A 12,567-nucleotide genomic window follows, 5' to 3' on the forward strand; every position below is an offset into this window, starting at 1 on the left:
TCCACGAGACGAAGGAGACCCCCCCCATGCACAACCCCACCTCCGGCGAGCACGACCTCGACCTCGCCCCCACCGACCACATCCGCGCCACCGAGGCCGGCACCGGCCGCTGGCGGGCGCTGACCGACTGGTGGCGCCACAACCGCGCCACCGGGTTCCTGCGCGACAACTGGCTGCTCGCCGTCGCCGCCCTGACCGCCCTCGCGGTGCTCGCCGTGCTGCTGTGGGGGATCTGGACGTTCGTCACCGCGATCATCGGCGCGATCGACGCCGGCCTCGGCGCGGCCGGCACGTGGGTCACCGGCGGGCCGATCACCCACAGCATCTCCGACCCGATGCGCGCCTACCTCGACGCCCACGCCGCCGGCCTGCCCGCCACCGGCCGCGACCTGTGGGTCACCTGGCTTGTCGCGGCCGGCGTGCTCTACCTCGCCGCGCTGGCCGGCTCCACCTACGCCCGCATCGGCTGGGCCGCGATCGGCGCGCTCACCGCAGCCGCCATCTACCTCGGCGCACCGGCCGGCACAGGCCCGGCCGCGACCGGACTGACCGCCGCGGTGTGGCTGGCCCTGTCCCTGCCCGCCTACGCCGCCACCAGCCGGGTGTCCCTCGGCGACGCCCTGGACAGCCTCACCGACCGGCGGGCCCGCCGCGCGACCACCGACACCACCTACTGACCCGCACACAAGGCGGGCGGCCCCCATGCCTTCCGAGCCGGGGCCGCCCGCCACTCCCCCAATCCGCATCAGACGAAGGAGCAACACCCATGGTGCCCGACCCGGGTGACCCGACCTACCTCGGCGTGGCCTACGCCAGCGACTGCGACCCGCACGGCCAGCGCCACTTCGAGATTCCCACCGCCGGCGCGCACGCGGTACTGGTGGAGATCTCCCCCAGCCTCGTCGACAACTACACCCGCTGCACCGGCTGCGGCCACACCGACCGCGACCTGTCCGCGCTGGAGATCCTCGCCCGCGCCGGCGCGCACGCCGCCGCCTGCGGGCGGGGCACCGCCACCGCCGCCCTGGACGCCGAGATCGCCACCGTCCGCGCCGAGCTGGCCCGCATCGACCCGAAGGCCGGCGGCTACCTGCAGATGGCCGGGGTACTGCTCGGCGCCGGCCTGGCCGTGCTCGGCGGCGCCGGTGCCGGCGGCCACCTCTCCCCCGCCGCCCTGGCCGCCGGAGCGGTGACCGCCGTGGTGGTCCTCGCCGCCGTGGTCCTGCTCCTGCTGGCCTCCCGGCCCCGCCTCGGCGGGGACTTCGGGTTCGTTGCCTACGCCGACGCCGACACCCCCACCGACGTCCTGGCCCGCGTCGCTGGCGGCGACGCCGAGCACTTCGCGCAGATGACCCCGCTCAGCCGCGCCCGCGAGCTGTGGTGGCTCTCCCGCGCCACCCGCGCGAAGTACGCCGCGATCGCCCGCGCGGTACCGCTGCTGCTCGCCGGCTACGCCGGCGCCGCCGTCACCGCCGCCGCGGCGATCTGGGGCCGGTGAACGCGATGACGACCACCACCACGATCGTCGTGCAGGACCGCGTCGACGCCTACGACCTGTTCGCCGCCGCCCGCACCGTGCTCGGCCTGCCGCTGGACGGCCGCTGGCACCTGGTCGACTACGGCCGGATCCACATGCTGCAAACCCTGCCCGACCAGGGCATGCCCGCCCTCGCCTCCGTGCACTTCCCCGTCAACGGCCAGGCCCACCCCGGCGAGCCGGACGCCGGCATTCCCGGCGGCTACGCCCTACTCGCCTTCACCACCGACGGCGGTGGTGACCCCGCTATCCGGCGCTGGCACCGCGACCTCGCCAGCCGCACCGGTGCCTGGCTCACCAGCCGCCGGCTGCGCTGGACCGTCTCCCACGCCGACGGGCCCTTCACCACCGGCTACGCCCCGCACACGCCAGCGGTGCCCCGATGACCGCCCGCCTGTTCGCCACGTACGTCGCCGGCACCACCGACGAGTACCGCCTCGACGTCGTCACCGACCCCGAGCCCGACAACCCGCAGGCTGTCACCTACTTCACCGCCGCCGACGTTGACGCCGCCTGCCGCCAGGCGCAGAAGCTGCTCGCCGCCGTCGACGGCCCCGAGGACCGCTACGGCGAGCTGTACGTCCACGACGGCGACGGCGCGGCCGTGTACTGCGACACCGTCCACCTGCCCGGGTGATCACCTCACGCGCCCCGTACGGGCGGCCCGACTCGTCGGGCCGCCCATCGTGGTGCCCACGGTCGAAAAACGTTGCCCGGAAAGGCTGTCCAGCTAGTGCCGGTATGTACGCATTTCGGGCAGATGTCTACTCAGGACAGTCAGTTTGTGGGCGTGTTGGGACCCCCGTGACGGTCTGCTTCACCGTAAGATCCACGGGTTACGTTCAGACTTTGATCTTGAGGGAGCGCCCGCGCTCAACCCCTAACTGCAGACAGCAAGAGAGCCCCAAACCCCTGTTTCGTTTGGCCGCGAGGACGGGGTCTGAGGCTCCAACAAGCTCGGAGGACACCATAGCATCCACCTCCGGGCTGGGTGCATCTTTGTCTCTCGACACTTTTTCTGCGTGTCGCGCTGCCTTTGCGCGCCCAGTCCCGCCCTTCCACATCGCCGCAATTACCGCAGGTGCCCTTTGCCCGGCGGTGCCGCGATGATCGCCACCCCTCGCTCGACCATCCTGTCGCCAGATCGGGTCACCGCGCTCGGGTACTGCCCGGACTGCTACGCCACCGGCACCATCTCGCTCGTCGTGGTGGGCCAGTCCCGCTGCCACACCCACCTGGTCGACCAGCGGCTGCTGGTGGAGTTCACCGGCACCGGGCAGGCCCGTTTGGCCGCGACCCCCGGCGCCCGCCGCCGGCCGGTTTACCCGACCGGCCTGCAGACGCCCTGCGTGTCGTGCGCGTCGGCCGGCCGGGACAAGCAGGGGCTCCCCCGCGACGGCGAGGGCTCCGAGGCGCTGTGCTGGTCGTGCTGGCGCAGCCGCACCGATCGGCAGGCCGTGCGGCAGCGCCAGCGTCTGGTGGCCGAGCTGCGCGAGCGCCTGGACGTCGGCGAGCCCGCCGGGTGCGCGGCGTGCGGCGAGCCCGATCCCGTGCCGACGTGCTGGCTGTGCGGGTACTCCTGGCTCGCGCAGGCCCGCGCCGACCACGAGCACGCGATGGCCCTAGAGGCCGCCGCGACCGCCGCCCGGTTCGCGCAGCTCGCCGAGGTGACCGAGGCCCGCGCGCGCGTCGACGCGCTCACCGCCTGGACGACCCGGCTGGTCGAGACGGTGACCGCGTTCCAGGCCGGCGAGAGCTGGGGAAGGCCGGTGTGGCTGCTGGCCGACGCGCTCGCGCGCGACACGGCCGCCCGGGTCAGCCGTCGAGGCCGGCGCTCCGCCCTGGGCCGGGTCTGCGCCGTCATGGCCGTCAACGCCGACCGCCGCTCCGGCCGCCGCGCGATGCCCGGCCGCGCCGAGACCGCCGAGCTGGCCGGCTGCGACTCCACCCGCCCGGTCACCGACGCCTGGCGCCGCGCCGAGGCCCTGGGCTGGTGCACCCGCACCGAGCAGGGACGCCGGCTCACCTACGCCGAGCGGTGCGCCACCGGCCGCGCCCAGGCCCGCGCCGCCTTCGACATCACTCCGCTGCACCGCGGACCGCTGCACCACAGCAACCCGGCCGCCCGGGACGCCTACCTGGCCGACGCCCTTGACATCCTGGCCGGCCTGCTGGAGCACGCCCGCGGCCTGCTCGCCGCCGCCCAGGAGCGCGTCGACGCCCTGGAAGCCCGGACCGGCGGCTGGATCGACTACCGCGAGCAGGTCCGCCGCAGGCAGATGCGCCAAGCCGTCGCCGGCGTCCGCGATCAGGCCCGCCACCAGGCCACCAATTTCCGCACCCCCCACATGGTGTCTTCAGGTATGAGTGTTTACTCCTGCTTGTCTCGGGGTCTGCTGATCTCGCCGTCAATCGCGTCCGCTCCGTCGGGGAACCGGCAGAGCCGGAGGAAGGACGGCGCTTCGCGCTCATCAACGAGAAGCAGAGTCGATCGCGGCCCGGCCAGGTCACACCCTGTACAGCATCCTAGGCCGGCTCAGAGGCCCGGTGGCGCGTCACGACGGGCCCGGCCACGTCCTGAGTGGTCGGGATGGGCGTACGACCTGGCCCGGGCCATTCAGGGCCGGTGGGTGTGGCTGCGCCGCGCTCCTCTGCCCCGGGTCGCGGCCACGCTGGGCGCCGCACTCGGTCCGGACTGGACGGCCGAGGCGCTCGACGCCTGGGTCCGACGGGCCCGGACCCGCCCGCTGCTGGCCGAGCCCGACAACCCCACGGCCTACCTGCGCGCTCTGCTCGATGAGGCGATGACCGGACCGGCCGAGCCGCCGTACCCGACCCGTCGGCACGCCGAACACCGCCGGGCCCTGGTCGTCGAGCAGGCGGAGGAGCAGCAGGAGCGTCACAGGGCCGCCCGTGAGGCTCAGCGCCATGATCGGGGCTCGGTGGCACCCGGACGGCGGAGCGCGGCGGCAGACGCCGCCCTGGCCTCGGTTCGTGCCCGTACGCCGGGGCACCTTCGGCGGGCCGATCGCGCCGCCCTGCTCGACGCCGCGCCGCTCGCCGACTGCGACTGGCCTGCCGTCGCCCAGCCGGGCGCCGGACTCCCCCGCGGTCTCGACGAGTCCTAACGGACACGCCCGCGGCCACCGGGGGTCAGGGTCGACCCTGACCCCCGGTGGCCGCGGGTCACGCCTTCGGTCGGCGTCCGCGCGGTCGGTCGGCGGGGAGGTGGGCGTCCAGGGCCGCCACCACCACCTCGGACCGGGTGATGCGACCGCCCAGGGAGCGAGGGCCAGCGCCGAGCTGCTGCTGCACCCACCCGACCAGGGTGTCGATGACCTGGAGTTCACCGGCCAGGGGCCGGATCGGCAACTGCACCCGGCGGACCTTGGCCGCCGCCGTACGCCGCTGGGTGGAGGTGCGCCATGGGAACGGCTCGCTGGCGTCGGTGGCCGCCGGTCGGCGCGCGTCGGCGACTAAGCGAGGCAGCTCGGCCAGGTGGGCGCGCAGCGCGTCGAGGACGAGCTCGGTGTTGCTGCTGGAGGTGCGCCGTGCCCGCTCGAACCGGGCCATGAGCGGTGCCGGGACGCTGAGGACCGTCGGGCTGACCGCCAGCGCGGCGGGATCGTCCAGGTCCACCGACAGATCTGGCATCTCGGCGGCCGGTGCGCGGCCCGTCGACGTCTTCTCCGCCGCTGGCGCGGACGCTGTCCGTGCCGGAGCGGCGGGCGCGGCCTCGGTACGGCCAGCGACGGCCGCCGGCGGTTCCTCGGCGGCTGCGGGCGCAGACTCAGCGCGGGTGGCAGGGGTCGGGCTCGCTGATTCCGTGTCATCAGGCACGCGGGGGCTGGTCGCCGGCGTCGTCAGCGCGGACACCGCCGAGGTGCGGTCAGCGCTGACCAGCCCTGCCAGGGACGACCCACGGCCGAAGCCGCGGAGCTTCGGCGCCGGCGGGGTGTAGGCGTCGGTGTTCTCTTGCTCGCTCACGTTCACCGCCCCAACTGGCTGAACCGGGTGAAGACCTCGCTGGCGAGGTCTTCGTACTCCTGGGCGACCTTCCCGGCCTCGCTGCTGGGCACCGGCCGGCCCTTGGCGGTGCCGGCGCGAACCTCCCACCACTTCGGGCCCTCGACCTGCTCCAGTTCGTGCACGAGCTGGCCACGGTCACGGCAGGCCTTGGCGACCGACGGCATGTAGCGGATGACGGAGTTGAACACCAGGGCGTCGGTGCCGGCGGCGCGCAGGTCCTCCTCCAGCTCGCGCCGTACCTCCCGACGCTGTCCCACCTCGTCGCCCTTGCGGTTGACGCGGTACTGGAACCCGAACATGGCCACGCCGAGCAGCTCCAACTGCTCGTTGATCGTCAGCGCCCGACTGAACCGCTCCGCGACGCCGGACAGACCCTGTCGGCTGGCCTGGTCGAAGCTCACCGGCACCAGCGCGGCCCGGCTGGCGACCAGGACCAGGTCCTGAAGGTTGATCTCACGTGGCGGGCAGTCGATGAGGATCCAGTCGTACTCATCGGCGACCGTCGCCAGGACCTCCGCCAGGGCAAGGCGGGCCTGGTGGGCGTGGCCCCGCGCCGTCTTGCCGAAGATCATGCCGTTGACCTCGTCCAGGGCCGAGCCGCCGGGGATGACGTCCAGCCACGGGCGAACGTCGCGCAGCCGGTGCGGCACTGTCCCCGCCTGCAGCGCCGTCATCAGGCCCTTGCCGTCGTCGCCCACCTGCACGCCCTCCGGCAGCCGCCCGTCGACGGGGACGTCCTCCGGCTTGAGGTAACCGAGGTCCAGGCCGAGGTTGCCCTGCGGGTCGCAGTCGACCAGGAGCACCCGCCGCGGGGAGTTCGCCTGCTCCGCCGCCAGCGCCAACAGACCTCCCAGGTTCGCGGTCACCGACGTCTTGCCCTGGCCGCCCTTCCCGTTCAGCACCGCCAACACGCGGCCGAGGGACGGCCGTAGTCGGCGCGACAGCTCCATCGCCGCCACGAGGTCGGGATCGGCGCCCACCATCTGCCCGAACGTCATCGGTCCGCCTTCTCTCATCGCAGGTTGCGTCTTCGGCCGTGTGCCTATCACCCGCGAGGCCCATCGCGCCAGGTGCCGCGCGCCGCCGCGCGCCAAAGATCACACCCGCGATGACCAGCAACATCGCCGGTCAACACGCGAGCGGTCGCGCAACCAAGCCCGCTCGCCGAAACGCACGCAATAGACCGTGCGATACGACGCGCTATAGAGCACGCAACAATGTCCATCACTTGACAAGCCATATTGTCGGCACCAGAGTGGACACCATGACAAGCGACCTTGTCCACGCGAGTGGATCAGCTACGTCGAGAGATAAGGCGAACACCACGGCACACGCAAGCGCCCACGACATCGACCACCAGTTGGTGCAGGACCTCGTTGCCGATCTGGCGTCGCGTATCACGAGCAAGACGGCGCGCGACAGCGCCAGCACGTCTCCGGAGCGGGCCCACCTGCGGCAGCTCACTGCCCTGGTGGCCATTCGTGGAGCGGCGGATGAGCTGGCGACCACCGCCGCATTCGAGGCCGCGCGAGGCGGCGCCAACTACCCGGCTATCGGTGACGCAGCCGGGATAACACGGCAGGCCGCGCGTGACCGGTGGCCGGGTCTGGTCGGCCGGACGCGAACGGTCAGAACGCCCAGTCCGGACGCGACAGAAGTAGGAAACTCGATGACCGATGGGGAGGGCTCGTGACGGTGTCGAAGGAAGGCAAGTCGCTCAGCGATGATGCCGCTGATTCCCGAGAATCAGGCCCGGCAATCGTCGCGCCGATGCGACCGGAGTCGGCCGAACTGTCCGACGTCGTCACCCACCCCGCGAATCCACGCAAGGTGCTGGGTGACCTGGGTGACCTGGAGGCGTCGATTCGGGAAGTCGGCGTCATCCAACCGCCGGTGGTACTCCCTGCGGAACGGGTCGCCGCGGCGTGGCCGAAGCACGCCAAGGAGATCGCCGGCGCCAAGTGGGTGGTGCTGGTCGGCGCCCGCCGGCGCACCGCAGCCGGCCGGGTCTACGGCGACGACCCGGAGGCCACGCTGAACGTGCTGGTCCGTGAGGACGCCATCGCCGACGACCCGCTGGCGCAGTTGGACGTGATGACGGCGGAGAACGTGGCCCGGGCGCCGCTGAGCCCCGTCGAGGAGGCCCGCGCCTTCGCCGAGCAGGAAGCCGCCGGGCGGAAGCAGCGCGACATCGCGGCCAAGGTCGGCTGCTCGCAGTCGCACGTGTCGAAGCGGTTGAAGCTGCTCAAGCTGCCCGAGGCGATGCTGGCCGCGTTGGAGAGCGGCCCGAGACCCGACGACGACCAGGGCGACGGACAGGAGCCGGCCCTGCAGATCAAGGACGCGCTCGCGTTCGTTGAGGCCGCCGGAAGCGACCAGGAGCTGATGCTCGCCGCGTACCAACTGCGCGACGACCGCCGGGCTCACTGGAGCCCCGCGAATCTGGTCAACGAGGTCCAGCGGATCCGCGAGCGCGAGGCAACGATTGACGCGGCCAGCAAGAAACTGGCCGCCGAGGGCACCCCGGTTATCGCCGACCCGATCAAGCAGTTCGGCAACGACTACTGGCAGCGTCGCCTGACCGGCGCGAAGGCGATCAATGCCGCCCGCAAGGCCGGCGAGCTGGCCGCAGGCGTCGACTCCTACGGGGCGGTCACCTACTACTCGACTGGCCGGAAGCCCAAGGCCGCGGACAACCGCAGCCCCGACGAGCAGCAGCGGGTCACCGACGAGAGGGAGCGCCGTAAGTCGATGACCGCCCGGGCCGAGGCCGCTGCGCTGCTGGCCGCCCGGGCGCCGAAGCTGCCGAAGTCGGCGGAGGACATCATCGACGCCTGGCTGTGGGCGCCCGGCAACGAGTGCGCCCAGCTCGCGCACCGGTGGCTCGTGGCCGCCGGTGTCGGCCCCGACCCGGGCCTGCCCAACTACCGCTGGTGGGAGGACATCCGCAAGGCGGACTGGACCACTCGGGTGCAGGCCGCGCACGCCCTCGGGATCGCTCGCCGCGAGGTGCAGGCCCGCGCCACCTACCGGTCATGGACCGAGAGCGACAAGGCGTGGCTAGACCGCCTCACCACCGAGGCCGGATACACCCCCAGCGCGTGGGAGCAGGCCCGCCTGGCCGCCGTAGACGCGCCCGACGGTGACACCACCTCCGACCAGCCCGTCGCAGGGGAGCGGGAGCCTGCGGCGCCGCCCGAGCGGGTGTCGCTGTCCTACGACGCCGACGACGCGTGCTGCTGGGTGCTGCACTACGACCTGGGCGTCGACGAGCCCGCCGCGTACAGCGAGCACCTGACCGACCCGGTTGACGTCAACGCCGCCCAGGCGTGGGCCGCCGAGCTGCTCGCCGAGCGGCACCGGATCGAGGTCACCGGGTGGTCCGACGGGCAGTTGCTGCCCGGCCGTCCGGCGTACCTCGCCGTGCACGCTGGCGACCCGACCACAGCGGCGGTCGACGGACCCGGGCCGGTGGGGGAGTGGCGGCTGCTGCACGATCCGCTCGACGACGCCTGGCTGCTTTTGGCCGACGACAAGCCTCACGCCGACCACGACGCCTTGGACGCCGCCGACGTCGGCGGGGCGTGCACCTGGGCCAGCGGCGTGCTCGACGACGCTGGCGTGACCTGCCACGGCTGGACCGCCCGCGTCGACGGCCACGCCGCGCTCGAGTACGTGGCCGACCTGACCGGGGTGTGCTGATGGGCCTGCATGAGCGCATCACCACCTGGAGCGGGTTCGGGCCGCTGACCCGCGCCGACCGCCGCCGGTGGGCCGCCGCCCGCACCCTCGACGACCTCGCCGAGCTGACCGCCCAATGGCTGGAGGGCCGCATCGCGTCCCAGCCCGGGTACTACGGCCGTTGCGACGTCGACGAGGACGAAGCGCCCGGCCTAACCGATACCCTGACCCGGCTCAACCGGGCCGGCTACCTGACCGACAACAGCCAGGCCGGCTACGACGGCCCCGGGTACGACGGCCGCCAGTGGCGTCAGCTCGCCGCGGTGACCGGCTTCGGTGCCCAGCGCACCCGGGACTGGCTGACCGCCTCCCTGGCCGGCACCCGGTACCGGATCCTCGCCTGGCCCTGCGGCACCAGCGCCTGTCGCCACCCCGGCAGCGGCGTTCCGGTCACCACCGTCGACGACCGACCGTTCACCGTGTTCGGCGCCCAGCTCGACCGGGGCACCATCGCCGGCGAGCTGTACGACGGATGCGACGACGCCGCGATCGACGCGGTGTGCGCCGCCTGGCAGATCACCGTCTACGACCCGCAGCCCGGTGCCAACGACCTGTGGCCCCTGCTGCGCGACGCCACCGACCGGACTGGGCAGGAGCGGTGATGATGCTCGACGCGAGCGGGCCGGAGGAGATCCGGGCCGCGTTCACCGCGGCGATCGCCGCCGCCGGGGACCGGGTCGACGAGATCGGCGGCATCGCTGGTGTGCTCGACGACGCCGCCGACCGGTACGAGACTCTGCAGATGCAGCCCTCCACGGTGGCGCACCTGCGCGACGCGGGCCGGGCCTGCGGCACCGCCCAGGCGGCCGTGGCCACCGCCGCGGAGCAGCTACGCGCTGCCCTTGCCGACTTCAACAACCACGACGGGCAGGTGGCCGACACGGTCGCCGACGCCGGCTCGCTCGCGAGTAAGGAGATCCTGATGGGCGACGGCTCCACCCCGACCACGGCTGCGGCGACGAACCCGGCCGGGCCCGGCGACACCGCAGCGTACGGCCCGGCGACCGCAGTGGGCGACGTGCTCGGCTACGCCGACGGCGACACCTGTCACGGCACCGACCAGGTGGGCAGCGTGGCCGGCCCCACCACCGTGCTGGCGCTGATGGACTACGGCGACGGCGGCGGCCGGTACGTCGCGGTCGGCACCTCCCCGCACCGCTGGAACCCGGTCACCAACACCGAGGCCATCGACAGCGGGCAGCCGACGGGCTACGCCGCTCCGCACCTGGACCCGGCCGAGGCAGAGGCCGCCGCCGCGTACCTCGACGAGCTGGCCGACCTCGCCGAGGCCGGGCACCGCCCGCCGAAGCCCACCAAGTGGAGCCGGGCCGCCGACCGGCTGGAGCACCTTCTCGCCAGCGACGCCGACCTCGCCCGGGAGAAGGTGACCGTCGTCGACGACGAGCTGCCGGTCACCGTGCGGGACCTCCTGGGGCTGCTGCGCGAAAAGCAGCCCGCAGCCGGGCCGGCGAGCCGCCGCCACGTGGCCACCACCGCGATGCGGGAGGCCGGCGGGGACGCCGGGACGCTGTGGATGGACTTGGTCGACCACGACGGCGCGACCCGGGTCGCCGTCACCGCTGTGGAAGGCGACGAAGACTCCGCCGCCGACTTCTGGCAGCCCTACACCGCCCAGCACACCCCGACCGAGGCCCGGGAGCTGGCCGGCAAGCTGCGCGCCTTCGCCGTCGGCGCCCGGGAGGCTACCCGGGGGGCGCTGTACCTCGGTGACGGCGACGAGGACACGCAGTGACCTCCCCGCGGCGGGTCCGAGTGCTCGGCGACCTGTACCACGGTCGGATCCCAGCCGGAGCGGTCTACGTCGGCCGGGCCGCGCCCGGCCTGCCCGCGAGCCGGTACGCCAACCCGCATCGCGTCGGCTCCTGCCGCCGCTGCGGCCGAGAGCACGACCAGGCCGACGCGGTGGCCGCGTACGCCGACGACCTCGACCGGCAACCGGACCTCGTGGCCGCCGCGCGACGGGACCTCGCCGACGTTGACGTGGCGTGTTGGTGCCGCGAGAACGTGCTCCTCTGCCACGGCGAGGTGCTGCTGCGCGTCGCCGCCGGCGCCGCGCCCCGCACCGCCCTGGAGGCCCTACTCGGCAGCACCCCCGCCGCCATCCCACTGTTCACGCGGTCGGGGTCGTGCTGGAACACGACCCCAGGAGTGGTGCCTGGAGCCGGCGGATTCCGTGGAATCCGCCCCCAATCCGCCGTCTCTTCTTCATGCCTTCATAACTGATCTTATCGAGGCACGAAAACGTCACACCCGATCCGTACCGTCAGGCCCGTTACCAACCCCCAGGAGGAACGTGTGAGCACCAACAGCAACACCACCGAGAAGACGGTGGACATGGCGGCCGTCCGGCAGCTCGTCGACCGCGCCGTGCGCGCGGCGGTCCCGGCCGGCCAGATGACCACCCGCAAGATCCGGCCGGAGTCGGACTACGGCTTCCCCGAGCCGCAGCCCCTCGCCGGCCTGCAGGCCGCGCTGTCCGTGGCCCGCCTGGCGCAGAACCAGGCGTACACGTTCGCCAAGGGGTTGCGCGGCGAGGGTTCCTCGTGGGACGAGATCGCCGACCTGCTGGAGATCGAGTGGTCCGAGGACTACGTGCGGCGGGAGCGGGCGTTCGAGCTGGTCGCCGGACCGGTCTCCAGCTACAGCTACGACCGGTACGTGTTCTTCACCTGCGGCGGCCCCCGCGGCTGCGGCGAGAGCATCACCGACCGTGGCCCGTACAACGGCTACCCCTCCGACAACGAGGACGGCCACGCCGAGGGCTGCCGGCGGCTGGCCGCCGAGGTCGAGGCGTACCGGCGGGCGCAGGACGAGCGGGAGCGCCGCGACCAGGTGATGGAGGAGGCGTTCCCGCTCGTCACCGACACCTTCGGCAAGGAGACCGTGCAGCGGGTCTGGTACGTGCAGTCGCACGGCGGCCGGTACCAGGCATGGTCGACCAGCGAGACCCTCGCCGTCGCCCTGGTCCTGCGCGACGACGAGCAGCTCGCCGCGGTCGGGTACGCCAGCCACCAGGAGGCGCTGCGCCGGATCATGTCGGGCATGTCCACCCCGCCCCGCGACCCCGCCGGATGGCTGGCCACGGTCCGGACCGCCGCGACCGGTCTGCGGGACTGACCGCCCGCAGACCGCGAGGACTCGCGCGGGTCGGGACCACCGGTAATGGTCCCGACCCGCCCACCTCCGATCATCCCCGATCACAGGGAGGCGCCGCCCATGACCACCACCCGCACCGGCCG

General features: G+C 73.2%; 13 protein-coding genes. 11 read left to right on the forward strand and 2 right to left on the reverse strand.

The window, feature by feature from the left end; genetic code table 11:
* The first annotated feature begins 26 nt into the window (after nt 1-26).
* From AB0H28_RS26920 to AB0H28_RS26940, 5 genes are all read left to right on the forward strand, one after another.
* Entirely contained in the window at nt 27-677 is a 651-nt protein-coding gene (locus tag AB0H28_RS26920; RefSeq protein ID WP_358045816.1) for a hypothetical protein, read from the forward strand.
* Nucleotides 678-766: 89 nt separating this feature from the next.
* Nucleotides 767-1,498 carry a Pycsar system effector family protein gene (locus tag AB0H28_RS26925; protein ID WP_358045819.1) on the forward strand — a complete coding sequence of 244 codons (732 nt, stop codon included), beginning with the start codon at nt 767-769 and terminating at the stop codon, nt 1,496-1,498.
* Between the two features lie 5 nt (nt 1,499-1,503).
* On the forward strand, nt 1,504-1,923 hold the full coding sequence (locus tag AB0H28_RS26930) for a hypothetical protein (RefSeq protein ID WP_358045822.1): 420 nt from the start codon (nt 1,504-1,506) through the stop codon (nt 1,921-1,923).
* Nucleotides 1,920-2,174 carry a hypothetical protein gene (locus AB0H28_RS26935; RefSeq protein ID WP_358045825.1) on the forward strand — a complete coding sequence of 85 codons (255 nt, stop codon included), beginning with the start codon at nt 1,920-1,922 and terminating at the stop codon, nt 2,172-2,174. The genes AB0H28_RS26930 and AB0H28_RS26935 overlap by 4 nt, the downstream gene beginning before the upstream one ends.
* 469 nt (nt 2,175-2,643) lie before the next feature.
* Nucleotides 2,644-4,665 (forward strand): hypothetical protein, encoded by a 2,022-nt coding sequence (locus AB0H28_RS26940; RefSeq protein WP_358045828.1) that lies wholly within the window; start codon nt 2,644-2,646, stop codon nt 4,663-4,665.
* 58 nt (nt 4,666-4,723) lie between these two features.
* Here AB0H28_RS26940 and AB0H28_RS26945 read toward each other — a convergent pair whose 3' ends face one another.
* Together AB0H28_RS26945 and AB0H28_RS26950 are read right to left on the reverse strand one after the other, a co-directional pair.
* On the reverse strand, nt 4,724-5,191 hold the full coding sequence (locus AB0H28_RS26945; RefSeq protein ID WP_358045831.1) for a hypothetical protein: 468 nt from the start codon (nt 5,189-5,191) through the stop codon (nt 4,724-4,726).
* A gap of 335 nt (nt 5,192-5,526) precedes the next feature.
* Nucleotides 5,527-6,564 (reverse strand): ParA family protein, encoded by a 1,038-nt coding sequence (locus AB0H28_RS26950; protein WP_358045835.1) that lies wholly within the window; start codon nt 6,562-6,564, stop codon nt 5,527-5,529.
* Between the two features lie 266 nt (nt 6,565-6,830).
* Here AB0H28_RS26950 and AB0H28_RS26955 point away from each other — a divergent pair, with 266 nt between their 5' ends.
* The 6 genes from AB0H28_RS26955 to AB0H28_RS26980 all read left to right on the forward strand — a co-directional run bounded on the left by AB0H28_RS26955 (nt 6,831) and on the right by AB0H28_RS26980 (nt 12,445).
* Nucleotides 6,831-7,259, forward strand: a complete 429-nt coding sequence (locus tag AB0H28_RS26955) for a hypothetical protein (RefSeq protein WP_358045838.1) — start codon at nt 6,831-6,833, stop codon at nt 7,257-7,259.
* A 77-nt stretch (nt 7,260-7,336) separates the two neighbouring features.
* A complete protein-coding gene (locus tag AB0H28_RS26960; RefSeq protein ID WP_358045841.1) occupies nt 7,337-9,268 on the forward strand; it encodes a ParB/RepB/Spo0J family partition protein in 1,932 nt (643 codons plus the stop codon).
* Entirely contained in the window at nt 9,268-9,909 is a 642-nt protein-coding gene (locus tag AB0H28_RS26965; RefSeq protein ID WP_358045843.1) for a hypothetical protein, read from the forward strand. The genes AB0H28_RS26960 and AB0H28_RS26965 overlap by 1 nt, the downstream gene beginning before the upstream one ends.
* Entirely contained in the window at nt 9,909-11,060 is a 1,152-nt protein-coding gene (locus AB0H28_RS26970; protein ID WP_358045846.1) for a hypothetical protein, read from the forward strand. The genes AB0H28_RS26965 and AB0H28_RS26970 overlap by 1 nt, the downstream gene beginning before the upstream one ends.
* Nucleotides 11,057-11,551 (forward strand): DUF4326 domain-containing protein, encoded by a 495-nt coding sequence (locus AB0H28_RS26975; protein WP_358045849.1) that lies wholly within the window; start codon nt 11,057-11,059, stop codon nt 11,549-11,551. Before AB0H28_RS26970 ends, AB0H28_RS26975 begins: the two co-directional genes overlap by 4 nt.
* Nucleotides 11,552-11,623: 72 nt before the next feature.
* A complete protein-coding gene (locus tag AB0H28_RS26980; RefSeq protein ID WP_358045851.1) occupies nt 11,624-12,445 on the forward strand; it encodes a hypothetical protein in 822 nt (273 codons plus the stop codon).
* The last annotated feature ends 122 nt before the right edge of the window (nt 12,446-12,567 follow it).

This window comes from Micromonospora sp. NPDC050980, from assembly GCF_040653835.1.
In the GTDB taxonomy this organism is placed as follows: domain Bacteria; phylum Actinomycetota; class Actinomycetes; order Mycobacteriales; family Micromonosporaceae; genus Micromonospora.

Excerpts from the sequence above, each read along its gene's own strand:
- AB0H28_RS26930 (WP_358045822.1), top strand. The coding sequence starts at position 1,504 with ATGACGACCACCACCACGATCGTCGTGCAGGACCGCGTCGACGCCTAC.
- AB0H28_RS26950 (WP_358045835.1), bottom strand. The coding sequence starts at position 6,564 with ATGACGTTCGGGCAGATGGTGGGCGCCGATCCCGACCTCGTGGCGGCG.
- AB0H28_RS26960 (WP_358045841.1), top strand. The coding sequence starts at position 7,337 with ATGCGACCGGAGTCGGCCGAACTGTCCGACGTCGTCACCCACCCCGCG.
- AB0H28_RS26920 (WP_358045816.1), top strand. The coding sequence starts at position 27 with ATGCACAACCCCACCTCCGGCGAGCACGACCTCGACCTCGCCCCCACC.
- AB0H28_RS26940 (WP_358045828.1), top strand. The coding sequence starts at position 2,644 with ATGATCGCCACCCCTCGCTCGACCATCCTGTCGCCAGATCGGGTCACC.
- AB0H28_RS26965 (WP_358045843.1), top strand. The coding sequence starts at position 9,268 with ATGGGCCTGCATGAGCGCATCACCACCTGGAGCGGGTTCGGGCCGCTG.
- AB0H28_RS26925 (WP_358045819.1), top strand. The coding sequence starts at position 767 with ATGGTGCCCGACCCGGGTGACCCGACCTACCTCGGCGTGGCCTACGCC.
- AB0H28_RS26945 (WP_358045831.1), bottom strand. The coding sequence starts at position 5,191 with ATGCCAGATCTGTCGGTGGACCTGGACGATCCCGCCGCGCTGGCGGTC.
- AB0H28_RS26935 (WP_358045825.1), top strand. The coding sequence starts at position 1,920 with ATGACCGCCCGCCTGTTCGCCACGTACGTCGCCGGCACCACCGACGAG.
- AB0H28_RS26970 (WP_358045846.1), top strand. The coding sequence starts at position 9,909 with ATGATGCTCGACGCGAGCGGGCCGGAGGAGATCCGGGCCGCGTTCACC.
- AB0H28_RS26955 (WP_358045838.1), top strand. The coding sequence starts at position 6,831 with ATGACAAGCGACCTTGTCCACGCGAGTGGATCAGCTACGTCGAGAGAT.